Raw genomic sequence first — 20,096 nt, forward strand, 5'->3', positions numbered from 1 at the left:
ATACATTTTATGTAGTTTTGTTTACATAATTATAAATAAAAACACAATATAAAAAACGCAGCCATACCGGCAAGCTGCGGTATGGCTGCGAAAAATTAAATGATATTTTATTTACTCGGCGTAGGTAATTTACCCTGCTGCTCCAGTTCTTTAATATATTCCGGCAGGATTACCTGCTTAATATTTGCCCGTTCCTGCTTGATTGCATCCAGCTTGGCTTTATTGCGCCGGTAATCTGCCATAGATTTAATTGACGGACGTGGCGTACATAGTTTCTGGCTTTTCGCAAACAATTTGTAATGCATTGGCGTATTTCTGCCTTCCTCGACTGTACCGTAAGTAATATACAATTGATTACAAGCCAGAAAATGCACTGTGATATTTGCCACCTTGCCAAAATCATCACCGGCAGATGGTGGTGGGGGTGGTAATGGGATTACTGCTGAATAGTTTTCAGCATATTCGTCTATTATTCTACTTTCGTTCTGATCAAAGTTAACTCCAGGTAAATCTAATACTCTTGCATGCCAAGCTGGATATGGCAAAACTCGCCAGTTAATACGTGCAGTCATACCCGGTTTCCATTTCGCCGGCAGATAGGCGGCTCCACAGGTTGAACCACCTCCGTAACGCTTTTTGCCAACTTGATAATCATTTACGCCGGGTGTTTTAGGAATACAGCCTCCATTAATTGAACCACCAGAGATATTTTCATAATTGTATACAAGTGCCTCGACCGGCGCGGCATAAGCTTTGTTTTTACCGGACGTAACGCCGACAAAAGGTTCGAAGCCTCCGCCACAAGAGGTGATGGCAGTAGCCGACAGCAGCAATAAACTTAGCCGGATAAGACGGTTTGCGGTGAATATTTTTCTTCCAGTCATTTAATGCTCACTATTCTTGAATTGATACGGTATTTTTATGCAAAATTCGGTGTTAACTTTGTATTAGCAGCCGTGTCTGTTTTTTCTGCTTTATGCCGGTTTTAATTGATGGTATCGCTTCCAGCTTTTATTACATATCAATATTTTACACAATTACCACTACCGGCGCAGGATATTGTTTACATTAATATGCTGAATATAATTAATTTTCCGGACTAAGACATTATTTATGTATATATTAATTTTTTACAGCATAATATTGCGATATTCTGGTTTTTATTTGTTTTTATGGCTATGCGGGATTAATTCCGTTGTGGTGAAAGTGCCGGTTGCAGCGCCGGCGATGGCTGTCACTGTTGCCAAATCAACCGGCGCACTAAGCAGCAAAAACCGCCAGTCTATTTACCAGTAACCGGCAGCTTGCCCTGCTGCTCCAGTTCTTTAATGTACTCCGGCAGAATCACCTGCTTAATATTTGCCCGTTCCTGCTTGATTGCGTCCAGCTTAGCCTTATTGCGCCGGTAATCTGCCATGGATTTGATTGACGGGCGTGGTGTGCATAGTTTCTGGCTTTTCCTAAATAGTTCAAACTGTTTTGTTACCACTTCCGGCGCATTTTCCTGTCGGGTACCGTAATCAATAAATATCTGATTACATGCCAGAAAATGCACTGTGATATTTCTTACCTTGCCAAAATCATCACCAGCAAATGCTGGCGGTGGTGGTAATGGTATTACGGTTGAATAGTTTTCACTGTATTGCTGAATTGTTGCCCGTTCTTTTTCGTCAAAATTTAATCCAGGCAGATTTAATACTCTGGCATGCCAACCCGGATAAGGCAAAACCCGCCAGTTTATACGTGCGGTCATACCCGGTTTCCATTTTGCCGGCAGATAGGCAGCGCCACAAGAACCACCACCATAACGTTTTTTACCTACCTCATAATCATCTACACCCGGTGTTTTAGGAATACAGCCTCCATTAATTGAACCACCAGAGATATTTTCATAATTGTATACAAGCGCCTCGACCGGCGCGGCATAGGCTTTGTTTTTACCGGAAGTAACGCCGACAAAAGGTTCAAACCTGCCGCCGCAGGAGGTAATAGCGGTAGCCGACAGCAGTAATAAGCTTAGCCGGATAAGGCGGTTTGCGGTGAATATTTTTCTTCCAGTCATTTAATGCTCACTTTATAGATACAAAAGACAATATTAGTTTCTGTGGCTTACAGATTTAATCAATAATAGATAGCGGACTATCATCCGATAAATGCGCTTACTGTATTTTATCTGCACTAAATCTGTTTGTTATTGAATTAAACAAACAGTATAGCAATGGATTAATTATATTGAGCAATGCTAATTCACTCTCAACAGATTGAATATTATATTTAATTTTTGCTGATGAAGGTTTGATTTATGTTGAAAATTTGTATATGAATCAATTTATTAAGATTGATGGAATTGATATTTCTTCTTTAGGATTGGTTGTTGAAATAATTTCGATAAAGTTGATTATAAATAATTAATGAGGATCGTTGAAAGACGCGCCGGCTCTCTGTAATCATTAATATATAATTAAAATGTATCTGTTAATCATTTGATATATAAATGAAAATATTCAGGACTATAATAGTGACCTGATTGTTAAAATTTTTTCAATATGTAACAAAATGTATAACTCAGAATATTAAGCTGAATTAATGATGAATTTTATAAAAAATTTATTTTGTTCTTATCTTACTCGGATTTACTGGGTTTATTTCAGCCGCAGATAATTGGGTGGCTTCACTTTTTTACCCGATATTTCAGTGGATTTTGGCAGCCCTATTTCTCAGGCAAGTATTATTTTAACTGCATATCTCTTTCCGTATGGTGTGCTGCAACCGTTTTATGGTTTTTATAGTGATTGGTATGGCTGTAAGAAGATTTTATTACTCCTCTTCAGAAGCAGAATTAATTAAATGTTTAGAAAAAATTTTATATCAGTCAGGCTGAGTTAAATAGATCGCCGCAGAAATTTTTTAATGTATTTTCAAATTATTATGAAGAAAAAGTGTACATCGGTAATTGCAAAAAATAAACTTAAAAAATCTGATAAAGAATTTATTAAATATCGTGATTTACAGTGTGACTTTGCTTATTCGTTAGGGGGTGGAGCAATTGGTAATGCTCTAAATATGTTAAAATACACATGTTTAGCTGAACTAAATTTTCAACGAGCAAAACAACTTGATCTTTATTGGTCTGATTGTTTGTAACTGCTATAAATTTTTTTCTACTTATTGTTATTGCATCAAAATAAAGTTATGTATTGTTATTCTTAGTATGTAATAAGACATTCAATAAAAGATTGATATAGTTATGAAACTCACTTTTTTAGGAACAAGCTCAGGCTCACCAACCGCTGAGCGCAATGTCAGTAGTATTATGCTCGATCTCCGACAAGAAAGAGGGCGATTATGGCTTTTTGATTGTGGTGAGGCAACTCAAATGCAAATGCAGAAAGCAAAATTCAGCTTAGCCAAATTAGAGATGATATTTATAACACATTTGCATGGTGATCATCTGTTTGGTTTACCGGGTGTTTTAACTACACGTTCATTAACTCAAAATCAATCGGAACTAACTTTGATTGGCCCTAAAGGTATCAAACAATTTATTCAAACTGTGATTGATATTAGTTATTCCTGGATAACTTATCCTTTAAACATTATTGAACTTGATCAAGATGGTTTGGTATTTGAAGATACTAAATTGCGGGTTGAAGCCAAATTATTAGCGCATCGGGTACCTTGTTTTGGTTATCGTGTTATTGAAAAGGATTCATCACCTGTCTTAGATATCGACAAATTACAGCAAGATAATATTAATCCTGGTCCACATTATGCCTATTTAAAAGAAGGTAAAACAGTAACACTAGCTGATGGCCGTGTCATTGATGGTCGTAATTATCTTGGTGATTTTAAACAAGGGAAAAAACTGGCTATTTTAGGTGATACAGTACCTTGTGATGCTTCAATTGAATTAGCTAAAGATGTTGACGTACTTGTGCATGAAGCAACGCATGAAAGTGCATTAGGACAAAAAGCAATTGAGCATGGTCATTCTACCACTGTTCATGCAGCCACGATTGCTAAACAAGCCAATGTTAAAAGATTGATTATAACGCATATAAGCCCTCGATATTCTCTCAATGACAATGCTAAATTAGTTAATGAGGCTAAGAGCATTTTTATCCATACTGAAATCGCAACTGATTTTGCCACGTTCCAAGTATAGAAGAATATGCCGACATTATCGGCTAGTTTGCTGATGTTTCAATTAGTATTAAAGTTTCGCAAGAAAAGCTCATTGAGCCTGAAATTTACAGATTTTGTAAAAATATTCAGGAGTCTGTACCGTTTCATTTTTTATTCAGAATAAAATCATTAAATACCCATTACTTTAGAAAAATAAGAAATATGCTGTATATTTCTTATTTTTTGTCCACAGCAGATTTTATTTAGTAATAAGCTTGGATAAACTTTAATGATCTGTTTTAAATTAGCATTCCTAATTTTTTCATCCAATTCACATAATCATCTGCACTTTTATCTATATCTTTTTGTGTAATTTTATCCGGATAGTCTGGCTCATTATTTGCGCCATAAATTGCAAAAACGGGCTGATAATCAGCCTTAACGTAATTTATTGTTAATTCAAAGGGGCTGAGAATTTGCTCAAGTGTATATTTATAATGTCCTGTTTGAGAATAGTCCGCTTTCTTTATACCTGCCGAAACAGCTAAACCTACTTTTTTACTTTTTAATTTATCGCCTAAGGCACCAAATGCCCATCCGTAAGTGAAAACGTCATCTAACCATTGTTTTAATAATGGTGGACAATTAAACCAATATATCGGAAATTGAATTACCAAATTTTGATGATTTTCAATTAAGTTTTGTTCGAAACCAGAGTCTATTTTATAAGAGGGATAGTAAGAATATAAATCATGTATGGTTACTTGTTCATGATACTGATTTAATCTATTAACCCAGCATCGGTTAACACTTGAAGAGGCTAAGTGAGGATGAGCAACAATCACTAAAGTGCGTTTCATTGTTAAATATTCCTTCTATATTTTTATCAATAATTAAGTCATACTAATATTAATACGATTATTTTTGAAGTACGGTAATTACTGTTATGTACTATCTTTATGGAAAGTATCTACATGGAAAATCATCATTGTGCCGAAGATCATTTTGAGGATAGTGGATTTAATTACACTCTCTCAATGATTCGAGGTAAGTATAAAATTGTTATTCTTTATTGGTTAAACGAAAATCAACCCTCAATGCGATTCAATGAACTTAAACGAAGCATTAATCATATTTCTTTTAAGACACTGAGTAATACCCTAAAAGAGATGGAAAAAGATAAATTAATTTTTAGAAAAGAATATCCGCAAATTCCACCTAAAGTGGAATATGGGTTATTAGAACGAGGTAAATCTTTAGTTCCTATTTTAGATATGCTTTGCCAATGGGGAAATAATCATAAAAATGACTCATTATCATAATCTGAAAAAACTTTATCCGCCGACATTGTCGGCGTATTTATATGACTAAAGGCAGAATTTGGTGGCGGAGGGATTGGTAATCCTGGAAGCTTTAAATTATCAAATTCTATTTATGGTATTTCTTTGCCTGATCTTTATTCCTCTGCTGATTACAATACGCAGTAAAGATATATAAATCAATATATCAGACTATATTTAAGCTTTAGTATCAATGTGATAGCTGATGTCGATGCAGTTATACGGAATTCTTGCATAATCAGTTTGTTTGTTTATCTTGAGTTTATTGTGTTATCGATATAGCGGTATTTTTAGGTGTATGGATTTTCTATATAAGTTTTAGCGATAAGCACGGATGCGGCTATTGTTCAGAAAATAAGATTTCTGCTGTGTCTGATAGTGATACACGGAAAAAAACAGTGTCCTATATCCGCTGGATTAAGCGGTATTATTATAAACGGAATATTGCTTGAAGATGCCGGATTGACGGTGAATGCAGGCTCTGCCCTGCTATCAGGAAAAATTTTATCCGGCGGTATAAATCATACCTGTTGCGACTGGGCTGATACAAAAAAAAACGCCACCGCATTTTTGAAAAATGAAGTGGCGCTTATTACTGCACTATATAGTTATAAGTGTTAGTTATAATTATATATTTTTGTATGTCTATGTTATTTCCTTTTAACTTATACTAAATAAATTTAATCCGTACAGCAAGTGTTTTTTTTCAGTTTTATGCTTTAGTTGCGATTTTAAAATTATAGTGTTGGAAAGTAACTACAGTATAACCAGTACAGTAATAATTACGGACGAAACTATCACTGTATACCGGTACGTGTATGCTCTGAATTGCGGCAATAACACAAAAAAAAACCAAATTCAGCAAGAATTTGGTAAGGAAGTTTATGGCAATAATGGTTTTTAGTATGTGTGTGTTCAGTTGTTTATGGTTTGTTGTTGCGGAGTATGTAAGTTAAGCGATTTAATTGTCCAGTCGCGAATACGCTGTACCAGCTCGGGGTTTTGTTCCAGTTTCTGACCATAGCTCGGTATCCATTCATGCAGTTTTTGCTTCCATTCGCCGCTGACTTTATCGGCAAAGCAGTGTTCGAGTAATTCAAGCATAATGGATACGGAAGTAGAAGCACCCGGAGATGCGCCTAACAGGGCAGCCAGTGTACCATCGGTAGATTTTACCAGCTCAGTACCAAACTGTAGCACGCCACCTTTTTGCGGATCTTTTTTGATTACCTGTACGCGATTGCCGGCAACGGCCAGATGCCAGTCTTCATCGCGGGCTTCGGGATAAAAGGTACGTAATTCCTGCATGCGGTCGGTAAAGCTTAATCGTACCTGCTGTATCAGGTAATGCTCAAGGGCGAAGTTATGTACGCCGACGGTGAGCATGGGGCAAATATTGGCAAAATTCAGAGTCTGGAACAGATCTTTAAATGAACCGCATTTGAGAAATTTGGTGGTAAAGCCGGCAAAAGGACCAAAAAGCAATGCATCTTCGCCATCGATAACCCGTTTATCAAGATGCGGCACACTCATCGGCGGGGCGCCGACTGATGCTTTGCCATATACTTTGGCATTATGCTGTCTGACAATTTCGGGATTTTTACATACCAGCCACTGACCGGATACGGGAAAGCCGCCGTAGCCTTTGCTGGCTTCAATCTGGCTTTTCTGCAGCAGTCTGAGGGAACCGCCACCTGCGCCAATAAATACAAAGCGGGCAGATACTTGTTGGCAGGTTTGATTAATTAAATCTTTGATTTTCAGGTGCCAGCGGCCATCTTGCTGTTTCAAGTCGATAATTTCGTGTTGCAGATGCAGTTGACAGCCGTGACTGGTGAGGTTGTTAATCAGGATGCGGCTTAAGGCGCCGTAATTGACATCGGTACCCAGATCCGACCAGGTAACGGCTATTGGCTCACTGTTATCCCGCCCCTGCATCATGAGCGGCACCCACTGGCTAATCTGCTCTTTATCTTCGGTATAAACCATATCCTGAAACAGGCGGTATTGCTGTAAGGCGGCAAAACGTTTACGCAGAAAAGCAACATCAGTTTCACCGCGTACAAGGCTCATATGCGGCACACTGCGGATAAATTCACTGGGATTGGCAATCATGCCGGCATCGACAAGTGATGCCCAGAATTGTTTGGACAATTCAAACTGTTCGATAATTTTAATTGCTTTGGATACTTCGATTGTGCCGTCTTTCAGCTCAGGGGTGTAGTTGAGTTCGCATAGGGCTGAATGACCGGTACCGGCATTATTCCATGCATCTGAGCTTTCTGTAGCCACTCCAGCGAGACGTTCGTAGATATTAATCTGCCAGTCTGGCTGTAACCCCTTAAGAAAGGTTCCCAGTGTCGCGCTCATTATGCCGGCGCCGATTAATACTACGTCTGCTGAGCTATCGCTATTGGTGTTTTTCATAACGCAAACTCTTTTCTCTTCTCTTCAGGCTACTCTGATTAAATGTTTATCTGGAAGTTCGCACACGGAGTAATCAATATTGGTGTGATTTACTTGTTTTTGACTTAAATCATTGACAATAACAAGTGGTTAATTTAAGCACTTTTACTAACAGGCAGCAATAGCAAAATACGGTATGTACCAGACTCTATGGCTTTTTATTAACTATTTTATTGTTTATTAAGAAAATTGTTTTTTATTAGCATGACAATGCTATTTTATAGTAACAGCAAATGATTATATCTTTATTGTTTTAAATTAATTTTTATATATTTTTATACAAATTTTTACAAATCAATGACAAGGGTATTATAACTATGCCGGCTATGACCGCTGCGGTTATGGCTATTTTTTTCTGTGCCTATTGTTGCAAACGGCTTACACACAGCGCACTGATGGCGGCGGCCAGTGCATTAAACAGTATCGGTATCCAGTCCAGCGGCCAGCTAAATAGCCAGTTTTGCAGGAGTGCGACTGAAAAGGCAATAATGGCTGCGGCTGCGGCTGCGCTGAGCAGAAAGCGCGGCAGACGCCAGACAAAATAAGAGCAGAATACGGCCGCCAATAGTGAAGGGACTAACGCAAAAAGCATGCAGCCACAGATAAGTACAAGAATAAGCTTGATATCATTGAAATTAAGTAAGCTGATCTGCATCAAGGGCAGTTCACTATTGGCGCGCCAGTAAAATAATATAGTACAGAATAAAGCGGTGATGATTACACTGCTTAGCGTTTGCAGCATAATTGCGGGCAGTCTGGCCAAAGCTGATGGATGATGGGTATGGATCTGCCTGTGCTGCATGATGCTGTCCCGTTCTGACCGGCCGGCTAACAGGAGCCGGCTTGTGTTATTCAGTGTACCTGACAATGCCGTATGCAAGTATGCTGTCTGGTGTTAAGTATCTCTGACTACTCCGGCATGATACTAGATACTTTACCGCAGCCGGCGCAGAAAAAGCCAGTGATTAAGCTTCGCTGGCACCAAATAACAGATTTTCTTTAATCGCACGGATTTTGTCCCGAATCTGTGCTGCCTCTTCAAACTGTAAATCACGTGCAGCAGCCTGCATGGCTTTTTCCAGTTTGGCGATTTCTTTAACAGCATCATCTTCGTTATGGATTTCTCCGACTTTGAGTTTGCTGCGACCTCGCCCTTTGCTGCCGTTTTCATCGTGGTAAACGCCATCTATCAGGTCGCGTACCTGTTTTTTAATTTGCTGAGGCACGATACCGTGTTCTGCATTAAAAGATATCTGGCGGGCACGGCGGCGCTCGGTTTCGTCTATGGCGGCTTTCATGGAATCGGTAATTTTATCGGCATACAGTATAGCTTTACCGTTAACATTGCGTGCAGCGCGACCTATGGTCTGAATCAGGCTGCGGTGACTGCGCAGAAAACCTTCTTTATCCGCATCCAGAATTGCCACCAGTGAAACTTCGGGAATATCCAGCCCTTCACGCAGCAGGTTAATGCCTACCAGTACATCAAACAATCCCAGACGCAGGTCACGAATGATTTCTACCCGTTCGACGGTATCAATGTCACTGTGCAGATAGCGCACTTTTACACCCAGCTCGGCGTAGTAATCGGTAAGCTGTTCGGCCATGCGTTTGGTTAGCGTGGTGACCAGCACGCGCTCGCCCAGCTCGCGGCGGATATTGATTTCCGAGAGTAAGTCGTCTACCTGTGTGGCCACAGGACGGATAATGATTTCCGGATCCACCAGACCGGTGGGTCGCACCACCTGCTCGACTACCTGACCGGCATGTTCTTCTTCATATTTCGCCGGTGTAGCCGACACAAATATGGTTTGCGGCATCACCCGCTCAAATTCATTGAATTTTAACGGCCGGTTATCCCGCGCAGACGGCAGGCGAAAGCCATAATCCACCAGATTCTGCTTACGTGAAGCATCGCCCTTGTACATACCGCCAATCTGGCTGACGGTCACATGGCTCTCATCGATAAACATCAGTGCATTTTTGGGCAGATAATCCATTAATGTAGGCGGCGGCTCTCCTTCCGGTTTGCCGGAAAAGTGGCGTGAGTAGTTTTCAATACCTTTGCAAAAACCCATTTCATAGAGCATTTCCAGATCAAAGCGGGTGCGCTGTTCAATGCGCTGCGCTTCGACCAGTCGTCCTTCATGGGTAAACCATTTAATCCGGTCGCCCAGCTCCTGTTTGATGTTTTCGCATGCCCGCAATACGGTTTCGCGCGGGGTAACATAGTGGCTGGACGGGAATACGGTATAGCGCCCGACACGCTGTTGCAGGCTGCCGGATATGGGGTCGAACAGCTGCATACGGTCTACTTCGTCGTCAAACAGACTGACACGCAAAGCCAGCTCAGAGCTTTCCGCAGGGAAAATATCAATCACATCACCGCGCACGCGGAAAGAACCGCGGGCAAAGTCGATATCACCACGCTCATACTGCATAGCTACCAGACGCGCGATGATATCGCGCTGGTCGATTTTCTGCCCTTCTTTCAGGTGCAGAATCATCTGGTGATACTCATTAGGATCACCAATACCATAAATGGCCGATACAGTTGCCACAATCACTACATCCTGACGCTGCATCAGGCTTTTGGTGGCACTCAGACGCATCTGCTCGATATGCTCATTAATGGCCGAATCTTTTTCAATAAACAGGTCACGGCTGGGCACATAGGCTTCCGGCTGATAGTAATCATAATAGGAAACAAAATACTCGACTGCGTTTTCCGGAAAAAACTCACGCATTTCCGCATATAACTGGGCGGCAAGCGTTTTGTTATGCGCCATGATAATCGCCGGCCGGCCGCTTTGCGCAATCACATTGGCCATGGTGAATGTTTTACCGGAGCCGGTAACGCCGAGCAGAGTCTGGCCGGACAAACCGTCTTCCAGCCCCTCCAGCAATCCTTTGATTGCAGCCGGCTGATCACCGGCAGGGGGAAATGGCTGGTGCAGTTTAAACACACTACCCGGATACTGAATAACATCCATAAGTTTGTAACCTAAATAAAATTCAACTCAGCAAAAAATCACGGCTGAAACAGCCAAAACCGCCGGCAGCGGTTTTGGCTTATAAATAAGGCCATTACAGGTAAAAAGCAAGTTTGAACATAATGCTTTATATTACTTCTGCTTGCTGAAATACCGGCTTCTGCCAGACTTTACTTTTTATGGTGGTTTTCTAACAAATCACTTATTTAATCAGAAAGTTAATATTCCACAGCAGCCAATTATGCATATTATGCCGAGCCTGCCCTGCCGGCCGGTGGTTTTGCGTTAGCCGACAGCAGGCAATAGATGGTTGGTGTAATCATACTGCGCCCTGTCTGGCTGTGTTGTAAAACCCGCTAACGGGGATATTTTTATGCGCCTTTCCGGATTGATTTCTGTATTACAACCATTCAGAAATATTATAATGAAATCATTGATTACACCAACCAGAATAACCGGTGAGTACCGGCAGAATATTGTTATACAGGGGAAAAAGTTTTATGGGTAAACTCAGCCTGGGCAAATGCCAGCCTATCGAAATTGATGCCAATAATCCGTTTAAAAACGATGCACTGGGCAGAAAAGAGAATATCGAGAATCTAACCCAATTTATTACCAGCTTTGAACAGTCTATTGTACTATGTATTGATGGTGGCTGGGGACAAGGTAAAACCACCTTTATCAAAATGTGGCAGCAGTATCTGAAGAAACGGAATATAACTACTATTTATTTTAACGCATGGGAAAGTGATTATACTGAGGATGCCTTAATTGCGCTGATTGGGGAAATTAGTTTATCTATAGAAAAATTAAAAGTTCAGGATAAAACTAAGGCCGAAAAAATCATTGCGCCTATCTATAAATATGCAGCCAAATTTGCTAAAGCTGTTGCACCTTCTGCTGCCAATCTAAGTATTAAAGCTATTTCAGGTGGTTTAACCAATGCTGATGAACTAGCCAAAACCTTAGGTGCATTAGGTGAATCCCTAGTGAAAGAACAGATTAAAAAATACGAAGAATCTCGGAGAACTTTAAGCAAATTTAAAGAAGAATTAAGTAAGCTAGCACAATGTTATACGGGCGGCGATAAACAAAAGCCGTTGGTAATTTTTATTGATGAACTGGATCGCTGTCGCCCTGATTTTGCGATTGAGGTGCTGGAAAAAGCCAAACATTTGTTTAATGTCGATAATATTATTTTTGTACTGGCGACGGATAAAACTCAGCTCGGTCATTCTATTAGGGCTGTGTACGGTCAAGGGCTGGATGTTAACGGCTATCTGCGCCGGTTTATTGATTTTGATTATCAGCTTCCGCTATCAAATCGAAAATATATTACTCATTTAATAAATAAATTTTCACTTGGAAAGTATTTTCAAACAAAAGATACAAACGTTCCGGCTAGTGAATTTTTAGTAGATATTGTTCACAAATACACATTAAGCTTAAGAGAACAAGAAGCTCTTTGTAATATTTTTAATGTCGTTATTAGAACGAAAATTAATATTCGTTTAAAAAATTGGACACTTATTATATTTATCTTTTTAATTATATTAAAATTAAAATTTCCGGATATTTATAAAAATTTGGGTAATAAAAATTTTAGTGATTTTCTTGATGAAACAATAAAAAATATTGATTCACATTGTGCTTCAGATGATAAAAATTCTAATTATTATTTGGAATTATTAGAATTTTTATTGTTAAGAACATCACCATATATTTATGATTTATATTCATCAGAAGATGAAATTGAGCAAAATGTAAGAAAATTTAATTTTGATGAAAATAAAATAGAAAGACTAATTGACATTGAAATTGAATATGAATACGAAAAACCTAGCATAAATTTACAAATGGTGTTAAACATAAAAAAAGCCATTGAAATTTCTAATTCATTCAAATTTAATTAATTTTCCGGATAGGTACTTATCTACATTTTTTATCTTTTTTACGAATAAAGAATTAATATCTGAAATATTGAAACCTGCTGGCAAAAATAAAATTTGAATAAAAAAACCGCCATACAGGCGGTTTAAATATTTATTTTTTCGGTGTACGTTTAGAATAATCAATGGCTTTGTAATAATCTGCACCACTGCCTGCCGGCGGTTTGGCTGCCTTTTTAAGACAGGCATTAATCACTGTTTCATCATTCAGTCTGAACTGTTTACTGTCCAGTTTACCGCTTAAGGCCTGATTTTTGATTTTTTTAGCGATATTGATTAAATCCTCACGTGACATAAAACCGGTCAGATTATAAATCCGGTTCTCTGCAATTTCCTTTTCAAGACCGTTTCTTTTTATCAGATTATAATATTGCAGCATGCCATTATTCAGATATTCTTCCGGCGTGCCTTTCAGAAACGCTGCTCTGATTTCGGTGGAAACAACATTATCGGCAGCAGATAAAGATTTCTGCCCTTTATAAGCCATGTCATACTGATTGTTGGCTGTGGATACAAAAGCTTTTAATGTAATGCACTGCGGCGGTAGATCATTCACATCGCTGGTTTCATAATTGTATTCTTTGGCAGCAGCGCCTGCCGATATACAAAACAATAAGACAGAGGTAAGCAGCAGTTTGTTCATACGGTTTTCCTGGTTAATCAGATATTGCTTTAACTTTATATATCAAGTCAGATAAAGCCAAAGCTTCCATGCCAACAGCGGACAATAAAGCTTAAATTCTGTTTCTCTTAATCCATGATAACTTCACAATTAAAGATATCAATGAATGATTAATGTTTAAAGATATAGTTTATATGGTAAATAAGTTTTATATTTTTTTGTCTGCCGAAGTCATTTTCTCCGCATACTGAGTTGATTACTTACCTAAGTGATTTCAGTTGGACGGATAGCATTTTTTAGATAAATCTGAACAGCTTTGCCGGTGTATCCCAGAGTATATTGTGTGTCAGCTGTTTATCCTGCAACAGCATATTCAGCTGTGCAGACAGATAATCAGGGGTAATCTGCTGTTCAAATTGGGTATGCGGCCAGTCACTGCCCCACATCAGCCGGTGGCTGCCCAGATTTTCTACTAATAAAGGGATGGCAGAAGCAAAGAATTTGTGACCTTCTGCTGCGGCAGCACTAATCCGGTATGCTCCGGACAGTTTACACCATATCATTCCGCTACGCCCCCACTCGAGTAACTGCTGAAAACCATAATCTCGGGCAGGCAGACAATCCAAAGGCCGGCCGAAATGATCAATCACCACTTTCACATCCTGTTTGAGCAGTGTTGCAATCATGTCACTGAGTTTGTTACTGCGGCAATGTACTTCTACATGCCAGTTAAGCTTTTTTACTTTATCAAGCAGATTTTGCCATGAATCGGTTTGTAAATCCGGCTGGACACCATCAATAATATTCAGGCGTATACCGACAATACCGCCTTTATCCAGTGCTGCAAGTTCAGGCATTGTGATAGAGGGCTCAACACAGGCAACGCCTCTGAGACGGGGTTTAGTCTGTGCAATAGCCTGAAGCATAAAGCTATTGTCATAACCCAGAAAACTGGGCTGAATCAATACGCCATGTGTGCAGCCATGAGCATCCAGATGTGCCAGATAATCAGCGAGCGGCGCATTTTGTGCCGGTGTGTAGCGGCGGCCGGACACCATCGGTAAATCCAGCATAAAAACATGGGCGTGGCTGTCTATAATACCCACTGACTCCTGATTCATGTTATTTCTCTTTCTCAATCTGCTATTTGTCTGATATCTGACCGTCCTGATCAATTTCGCTTAAGTCGCGCCCTTTGGTTTCCGGTAACAGCAATACGCTAATGACCACGATTGAATAAGCCCAGCTGGCATCTATACCGATGGCTGAACCCAGCGACATTGAAGCGCTCATATGCCCGACCAGAGACGGAAATGCAGAGGAAAGAATACGGCCGAAGTTATAACAGAAGCCTACTCCTGCACCTCTGTATTTCTGCGGATACAATTCATTAAATAATGCCCCAAGACTGGAGGGGATGCCGGCAGCAAAGAATCCCAGCGGAAAACCCAGAAACAGCATCTGGGTATTGGTTAAGGGGACAAACAGATAAATACGTACAGTAATCACACAACATATAGCAAAGCAGGCAACATTAAAACGTCTGCCGATTTTATCGAGTAAAACTGAACTGGCCATACAGCCACACCAGAAGGCAACGATGATTACTGCCAGATAGGCACTGGAATTGAGCACAGAAAGGTGGCGTTCTTCTTTCAGATACGTAGGCAGCCATGACATGATTGCATGATAACCGCCATGTGCGCCCAAACCCAGTAAACCGCCTAGTAAAGTAATACGAATCAGTGAAGGAGAAAAGATACCGAACAATGCTTCTTTAATAGGCATGCTGTTTTCGTTTTTCGAAACTACGCTAGCTTGTTTTACCGGCTCCTGTACATGCCGGCGTACATAGAAAATCAGTAATGCCGGCAATAAACCAACTGCAAACATGATGCGCCAGGCGAAAGTTTCCGGAGCCAGACTGAATACAATGGAAAATAGTATAACAGCCAGTCCCCATCCCACTGCCCATGCACTTTGTACTGTTGCCATCACTTTGCCGCGATACTGGCTGGAAATGGTTTCTGCCATCAGTACAGCTCCGGCTGCCCATTCACCGCCAATACCAAATCCCTGTAAAGCTTTCAGCACCAGCAACCAGTGATATTCGGTAACAAATGCCGCCAGAAATGTAAAAATTGCAAACCATATAATCATAATTTGCAATGTTTTAACGCGTCCGTACCGGTCTGAAAGAGCTCCTGCAAACCAGCCACCCAGTGCTGAAGTGACAAGTGTGGCACTACTGAATAAGCCGGCCTCCCCTCTACTGATAGCAAAATATACAATTAGTGACGGAATCACCAAACCAAACATCTGTGTTTCCAGAGCATCGAGTGCCCAGCCACTAAAGCATGCCCAAAAGGTTTTTCTTTCATTTCCTGATACTGCTCGGTACCACGTAAACATAAAGTTTCTCTTTCTTTATCTAATTTAGAGAAGATCAATTTGTTGTGCTTGCAGCAGAGATAGAACTTAATTTTTAAAACTTTATGTCTTTAATTTACACTTAATAGCATTTAAAGCCAATAAAAAAACATAATGTTATTCAAAACAAAATAAAACAGATGAAATTTTTCATTAATAACCCTTTTTTTGATAATCAATCTATTAAACATTAAGATATACAAGATTTATCTTTCCAGATATATACACTAGTATATTAGTCTTTTTCCATTTAACTACAATTATATACAATAAAGTTTTGATTTTAAGCAAATCTTTAAGTCTTTATTGCACACAAAGGTTATTAATTAATAAATTATTTTAATTCTAATAAAATTGGTACATTTTGTGCACCTTTTTTTCTATTACATTTGTTTTAGCAACAAATTATGAAAATTTATTCTTAATAAAAAATATTATTTTAATAATAATATTTTTTTAAAAATAAATACCAATAAATATCCAATATCTATCCGTAGTTGTCCCTGACAAGCGTTAAAACATTCATTTTATTTGGCATACAATTTATGCAAATAATATTAAATGATTATTATGGTGAATGAACCATTTTATGGTCAGACAATATATATTTTTATTTTATTTTTATAAAAAATTATATATATCTTTGTCTTGATGTTTATTTATCATCCATCTTATTCTCCCTGAGTTTAAACTTTGATTAAATTAAAACAAACCCATATATCAGATTATATTTTTAAACAATATATCTAATCAAATTAATTTTTACATAAAAAATTTAATTTTAACATTAAATTTCTCTTACTTCATTCGATTTCTCTCACATAAATTTTTAATAACCACTGCTTATCTTTTTAAAATTGATTATTTCAACCTCAAAAAATACAGGTACTAATTAAAACTGATATTTTGAGGATTTTTTATTAAGTTATGTAATATTTTTCTTTACAATATAAGTTATATTAATAAAATTGTTGGTATTTTAAAAAAGAAATTATATTTAAATGGATATTAAACAAATTAAAACTGATTCAGACAAAACAACTGAATCACTTAACACTGAGGAACAACAAGTAGTAAATGAGCATTTTAAATTACTAGTGCATAATGCAATAGATTTTTTAGAAAAATCAGTCAATTATTTTGAAAATGATTTGAAGGTTTCTATTATTTGCTTGTGCTCTGCTTTTGAACTTTTTCTCAAAGCTCGAATAATTAAAATTGACTGGAAACTAATTTTTAAAAAGCAAAAAAATGCAACGATAGAAAATTTTATTAACAAAGAATTTACTTCTATTAATCCTGACGAAGCTAAAAAAATTCTTTAAAAATTTGATAAAGATAGTTTATATTTAATTAATCATAAAGTTTTTGAAGAATTAAAAGACCTTAGAAATAATATTATTCATTTTTTTTCAGAAGATACTCAAAATGAGGACAAAGATAGGATTATCATAAACCGATATAAAGCTCTTTATTGTTTAGATAAATTATTACAAAATCAATGGAAAGAATTCTTTAAGGATTTCGATAGAAAACTTAAGATTATTACAAAAATGCTATTAGAGCATAAACCATATCTGCAACTTAAATATGACAACTTACAGGATGAATTAAAAAGTTATGAGACTAAAGAAAAATGTAATGTTTGCAGCTTTAAATCATCAGTTAAAACAAATATATACCATAAATTGATTACAGAATTTACCTGTAAAGTATGTGAAACAATGCAATTTCAAATCAAATATAATTGTCATAATTGCAAAACAGATATACTCTTAAAAATTCCATTCTTAATAAAATTAGAACCCCAAAAATTAAACACACTAATTTGCACGAAATGTGATGATGAAATTGTAGCTGATGATATTCATACCTATTTAGCTAATAATCAAAAAACTATATATGCTACTGATTATGATAATTTAGACCAAAAATGGGTAACTTGTTGGTACTGTGAAAAAGAAGGTTCTTGTGTCGAATTAGAAAAAGATTATTATTTTTGTTTAAACTGCTTTGCTTTTGCATCAGGTATTTCTAAATGCCAATACTGTAATCACTCATTTACGGGTAAAGATACATTAGATGAAAAAGATAGTTATGTTTTTGGATGCCGATTTTGTGAAGGATATTTAGGGAATAATTGTCATAATTAATATTATCTTTTAAAACTGTAGTGATGAAAAAAACACCATCAATACTGGCGAAGTAATATTAACAATAAAACCAAAGCTGATTGCTACCGGTACGGCAGTAATGCCGCCGGAAGACTGTATTACCGGCAAAGTAAAATCCAGACTGGTTGCACCACCTACGCTGACGGCTGTAGTAGGATAACGACGCATCAGTACGGGAATAAAAATAAGCGCAAAGAATTCGCGTGCCAGATCATTAAACATGGCAATACTGCCCCAGACAGCCCCGTAAGCCTGACTCATGATAATGCTGGAAAGTGAATACCAGCCATAACCGCTGCTAAGTGCCAGCCCTTTACTTACAGACACATCAGGCATAATCAGGGCAAATAGCAAACCGCCAAGCAGGCTGGCCAGTGTGAATAATCCGGCACAGATAACGCCGCGGCGATTGAGAAATACCTGATGCAGGGTAATGCCGCTGCTGCGCAACTGCATGCCCACCAGTAAAAGTAAAATTATCAGCGCTTTATTAACAGCAGCCAGCGGGCTGCCCAGCCAGTCAAAAGAGAGATAATTGCCGGCGATTAGCCCGGCAAGCAGACAACCAACCTGCTTGAGACTGCCCATAATACTGGTACTGCCGGACTGGCCTGTTTGCTGCTGCCGGTTCAGCCGCCACGGATAACGGCGGTCAAACCAGATAAATATCAGTAGATTGGCTGCGATCAGGCAGATGAATAATACCGCTACAGTTAAGCTGATATTAGCCAGTTGTGCGCCCAGATCGGGCTCTTGCGCCAGTGATAATCCTATTAGAAATAAAATCAGATATACCAGCCATGCCAGCCCGTAATTCAGCCAGTTTACAACCCGTACCGGTGTGGGTATGCAAAATCCGATAAACAAGGGAATCAGGATGATTAGCAGGGAGATTAAATGTTGCATGGATAATTGTGTACGGCAAAATTGGGATAATAAACGGTTTGGCTACAGGCTGGTACAAAACAGGCAGCACATTGTGTGACAATGGCTGCCTGTGAAATATACGTTCAGGTTTTACTGGTCAACGAAAGCGCGTTCGATAACGTAGTCACCACGCTGCCCCATTTTCGGGGAAATAGTCAAACCAAAACTGTTAAGTGTTTCACAGCTGTCTCTGAGCATTTCGGGGCTGCCGCAAATCATCGCCCGGTCGTCAGCAGGATTAATCGGCGGCAAGCCAATGTCGGTAAACAGTTTACCCGATTTCATTAAATCAGTCAGGCGTCCGTGATGGATGAAATCTTCCCGGGAAACCACCGGATAGTAAATCAGTTTTTCACGTACTAATTCACCCAGATATTCATGATTGGGTAACTCTGTGGTGAAATGATCATAATAGGCCAGATCTTTTTTATAGCGCACGCCGTGAATCAGAATGATTTTTTCAAACTGTTCATAGATGTCCGGGTCTTTGGTTACGCTGAGAAATGGTGCCAGACCGGTACCGGTAGACAGCAGATACAGATGTTTGCCGGGGTTAAGGTCACCGACAATCAGGGTACCGGTAGGCTTTTTACTCACCAGTACTTCGTCACCCGGTTTCAGATGCTGCAAGCGGCTGGTTAACGGACCATCCTGTACTTTAATACTGAAAAAAGCCAGCTCTTCTTCCCAATTGGCACTGGCAATACTGTAGGCTCTCATCAGGGGTTTACCGTCTACCATCAGACCAATCATCACAAACTGACCATTCTGAAAACGTAATGATTCGTCCCGTGTGCAGGTAAATGTGAAATATGCGTCTGTCCAGTGGTGTACAGACAATACTTTTTGTGTGTTATAGGCTGCCATTAATTATCCATGGTTAAGGAAAGCGGTATTATTAGCGTAAACCGAAAACACGCCAGCTTTCTGTTGCCATTCAGGGACATTTATGCTCTGGTTGCTGACGTAAGGTGTGAATTTTAAGACAATTTGATGTGCTGTTCAATGGGTTTTAGAGTATTCACTTTAATAAAAGTACTCTGTTTCAGGCAGTTTTATCTAAACAGCAG

18 protein-coding genes are annotated in these 20,096 nt (G+C 38.8%); 7 read left to right on the plus strand and 11 right to left on the minus strand.

The annotated features are described in order from the left end of the window. Positions 1 to 107 precede the first annotated feature (107 nt). On the minus strand, positions 108 to 884 hold the full coding sequence (locus H3U82_RS07360; protein WP_198209869.1) for a DUF3304 domain-containing protein: 777 nt from the start codon (positions 882 to 884) through the stop codon (positions 108 to 110). 398 nt (positions 885 to 1,282) lie between these two features. Further along, entirely contained in the window at positions 1,283 to 2,062 is a 780-nt protein-coding gene (locus H3U82_RS07365) for a DUF3304 domain-containing protein (protein ID WP_198209871.1), read from the minus strand. A 599-nt stretch (positions 2,063 to 2,661) separates the two neighbouring features. Here H3U82_RS07365 and H3U82_RS10975 point away from each other — a divergent pair. From H3U82_RS10975 to rnz, 3 genes are all read left to right on the plus strand, one after another. Next, positions 2,662 to 2,847 carry an MFS transporter gene (locus H3U82_RS10975; protein WP_198209874.1) on the plus strand — a complete coding sequence of 62 codons (186 nt, stop codon included), beginning with the start codon at positions 2,662 to 2,664 and terminating at the stop codon, positions 2,845 to 2,847. 63 nt (positions 2,848 to 2,910) lie between these two features. Continuing rightward, the gene (locus tag H3U82_RS07375) at positions 2,911 to 3,144 is read left to right on the plus strand and encodes a lysozyme inhibitor LprI family protein (protein WP_198209876.1); all 234 of its coding nucleotides are present in this window, start codon (positions 2,911 to 2,913) and stop codon (positions 3,142 to 3,144) included. A 103-nt stretch (positions 3,145 to 3,247) separates the two neighbouring features. Beyond that, positions 3,248 to 4,165, plus strand: a complete 918-nt coding sequence (gene rnz, locus H3U82_RS07380; RefSeq protein WP_025330012.1) for a ribonuclease Z — start codon at positions 3,248 to 3,250, stop codon at positions 4,163 to 4,165. 259 nt (positions 4,166 to 4,424) lie between these two features. On the opposite strand, the gene H3U82_RS07385 is transcribed toward rnz, so the two are convergent. Next, positions 4,425 to 4,985: an NAD(P)H-dependent oxidoreductase gene (locus H3U82_RS07385; protein ID WP_198209878.1), complete on the minus strand. Its 561-nt coding sequence runs from the start codon at positions 4,983 to 4,985 to the stop codon at positions 4,425 to 4,427. Between the two features lie 114 nt (positions 4,986 to 5,099). Between H3U82_RS07385 and H3U82_RS07390 the strand changes: the two genes are divergently transcribed. After that, on the plus strand, positions 5,100 to 5,447 hold the full coding sequence (locus tag H3U82_RS07390) for a helix-turn-helix domain-containing protein (RefSeq protein WP_025330010.1): 348 nt from the start codon (positions 5,100 to 5,102) through the stop codon (positions 5,445 to 5,447). A gap of 933 nt (positions 5,448 to 6,380) precedes the next feature. Here the strand turns inward: H3U82_RS07390 and mqo are convergent. The 3 genes from mqo to uvrB form a co-directional block, all read right to left on the minus strand. Beyond that, a complete protein-coding gene (gene mqo, locus H3U82_RS07395) occupies positions 6,381 to 7,892 on the minus strand; it encodes a malate dehydrogenase (quinone) (RefSeq protein ID WP_084550029.1) in 1,512 nt (503 codons plus the stop codon). Positions 7,893 to 8,292: 400 nt separating this feature from the next. Next, positions 8,293 to 8,733, minus strand: a complete 441-nt coding sequence (locus H3U82_RS07400; protein WP_144363174.1) for a hypothetical protein — start codon at positions 8,731 to 8,733, stop codon at positions 8,293 to 8,295. Positions 8,734 to 8,896: 163 nt separating this feature from the next. Further along, positions 8,897 to 10,924, minus strand: a complete 2,028-nt coding sequence (gene uvrB, locus H3U82_RS07405; protein WP_025330007.1) for an excinuclease ABC subunit UvrB — start codon at positions 10,922 to 10,924, stop codon at positions 8,897 to 8,899. Positions 10,925 to 11,424: 500 nt separating this feature from the next. Here uvrB and H3U82_RS07410 point away from each other — a divergent pair, with 500 nt between their 5' ends. Then, positions 11,425 to 12,837, plus strand: a complete 1,413-nt coding sequence (locus tag H3U82_RS07410; RefSeq protein ID WP_198209880.1) for a P-loop NTPase fold protein — start codon at positions 11,425 to 11,427, stop codon at positions 12,835 to 12,837. A gap of 130 nt (positions 12,838 to 12,967) precedes the next feature. Here H3U82_RS07410 and H3U82_RS07415 read toward each other — a convergent pair whose 3' ends face one another. The 3 genes from H3U82_RS07415 to H3U82_RS07425 form a co-directional block, all read right to left on the minus strand. Beyond that, positions 12,968 to 13,516 carry a hypothetical protein gene (locus H3U82_RS07415; RefSeq protein ID WP_084563732.1) on the minus strand — a complete coding sequence of 183 codons (549 nt, stop codon included), beginning with the start codon at positions 13,514 to 13,516 and terminating at the stop codon, positions 12,968 to 12,970. A gap of 275 nt (positions 13,517 to 13,791) precedes the next feature. Next, positions 13,792 to 14,616 (minus strand): amidohydrolase, encoded by an 825-nt coding sequence (locus tag H3U82_RS07420; protein WP_198209882.1) that lies wholly within the window; start codon positions 14,614 to 14,616, stop codon positions 13,792 to 13,794. 22 nt (positions 14,617 to 14,638) lie between these two features. Beyond that, positions 14,639 to 15,907 (minus strand): MFS transporter, encoded by a 1,269-nt coding sequence (locus tag H3U82_RS07425; protein ID WP_078474769.1) that lies wholly within the window; start codon positions 15,905 to 15,907, stop codon positions 14,639 to 14,641. A gap of 1,019 nt (positions 15,908 to 16,926) precedes the next feature. Between H3U82_RS07425 and H3U82_RS07430 the strand changes: the two genes are divergently transcribed. Together H3U82_RS07430 and H3U82_RS07435 are read left to right on the plus strand one after the other, a co-directional pair. Continuing rightward, positions 16,927 to 17,250: a hypothetical protein gene (locus tag H3U82_RS07430; RefSeq protein WP_198209885.1), complete on the plus strand. Its 324-nt coding sequence runs from the start codon at positions 16,927 to 16,929 to the stop codon at positions 17,248 to 17,250. 228 nt (positions 17,251 to 17,478) lie between these two features. Next, a complete protein-coding gene (locus H3U82_RS07435; RefSeq protein WP_100125083.1) occupies positions 17,479 to 18,078 on the plus strand; it encodes a hypothetical protein in 600 nt (199 codons plus the stop codon). Positions 18,079 to 18,087: 9 nt separating this feature from the next. Here H3U82_RS07435 and H3U82_RS07440 read toward each other — a convergent pair whose 3' ends face one another. Further along, on the minus strand, positions 18,088 to 19,005 hold the full coding sequence (locus H3U82_RS07440) for a lysine exporter LysO family protein (RefSeq protein WP_100125082.1): 918 nt from the start codon (positions 19,003 to 19,005) through the stop codon (positions 18,088 to 18,090). Between the two features lie 111 nt (positions 19,006 to 19,116). Further along, positions 19,117 to 19,893 carry a ferredoxin--NADP reductase gene (locus H3U82_RS07445; RefSeq protein WP_025329998.1) on the minus strand — a complete coding sequence of 259 codons (777 nt, stop codon included), beginning with the start codon at positions 19,891 to 19,893 and terminating at the stop codon, positions 19,117 to 19,119. Positions 19,894 to 20,096: the final 203 nt, after the last annotated feature.

Source organism: Snodgrassella sp. W8132 (assembly GCF_016100865.1).
In the GTDB taxonomy this organism is placed as follows: domain Bacteria; phylum Pseudomonadota; class Gammaproteobacteria; order Burkholderiales; family Neisseriaceae; genus Snodgrassella; species Snodgrassella alvi.

Excerpts from the sequence above, each read along its gene's own strand:
- H3U82_RS07400 (WP_144363174.1), bottom strand. The coding sequence starts at position 8,733 with ATGCAGCACAGGCAGATCCATACCCATCATCCATCAGCTTTGGCCAGA.
- rnz (WP_025330012.1), top strand. The coding sequence starts at position 3,248 with ATGAAACTCACTTTTTTAGGAACAAGCTCAGGCTCACCAACCGCTGAG.
- H3U82_RS07430 (WP_198209885.1), top strand. The coding sequence starts at position 16,927 with ATGGATATTAAACAAATTAAAACTGATTCAGACAAAACAACTGAATCA.
- H3U82_RS07410 (WP_198209880.1), top strand. The coding sequence starts at position 11,425 with ATGGGTAAACTCAGCCTGGGCAAATGCCAGCCTATCGAAATTGATGCC.
- H3U82_RS07375 (WP_198209876.1), top strand. The coding sequence starts at position 2,911 with ATGTATTTTCAAATTATTATGAAGAAAAAGTGTACATCGGTAATTGCA.
- H3U82_RS07445 (WP_025329998.1), bottom strand. The coding sequence starts at position 19,893 with ATGGCAGCCTATAACACACAAAAAGTATTGTCTGTACACCACTGGACA.
- H3U82_RS07360 (WP_198209869.1), bottom strand. The coding sequence starts at position 884 with ATGACTGGAAGAAAAATATTCACCGCAAACCGTCTTATCCGGCTAAGT.
- uvrB (WP_025330007.1), bottom strand. The coding sequence starts at position 10,924 with ATGGATGTTATTCAGTATCCGGGTAGTGTGTTTAAACTGCACCAGCCA.
- H3U82_RS07385 (WP_198209878.1), bottom strand. The coding sequence starts at position 4,985 with ATGAAACGCACTTTAGTGATTGTTGCTCATCCTCACTTAGCCTCTTCA.
- H3U82_RS07365 (WP_198209871.1), bottom strand. The coding sequence starts at position 2,062 with ATGACTGGAAGAAAAATATTCACCGCAAACCGCCTTATCCGGCTAAGC.
- H3U82_RS07425 (WP_078474769.1), bottom strand. The coding sequence starts at position 15,907 with ATGTTTACGTGGTACCGAGCAGTATCAGGAAATGAAAGAAAAACCTTT.
- H3U82_RS07415 (WP_084563732.1), bottom strand. The coding sequence starts at position 13,516 with ATGAACAAACTGCTGCTTACCTCTGTCTTATTGTTTTGTATATCGGCA.
- H3U82_RS07390 (WP_025330010.1), top strand. The coding sequence starts at position 5,100 with ATGGAAAATCATCATTGTGCCGAAGATCATTTTGAGGATAGTGGATTT.
- mqo (WP_084550029.1), bottom strand. The coding sequence starts at position 7,892 with ATGAAAAACACCAATAGCGATAGCTCAGCAGACGTAGTATTAATCGGC.
- H3U82_RS07435 (WP_100125083.1), top strand. The coding sequence starts at position 17,479 with ATGCTATTAGAGCATAAACCATATCTGCAACTTAAATATGACAACTTA.
- H3U82_RS07420 (WP_198209882.1), bottom strand. The coding sequence starts at position 14,616 with ATGAATCAGGAGTCAGTGGGTATTATAGACAGCCACGCCCATGTTTTT.
- H3U82_RS07440 (WP_100125082.1), bottom strand. The coding sequence starts at position 19,005 with ATGCAACATTTAATCTCCCTGCTAATCATCCTGATTCCCTTGTTTATC.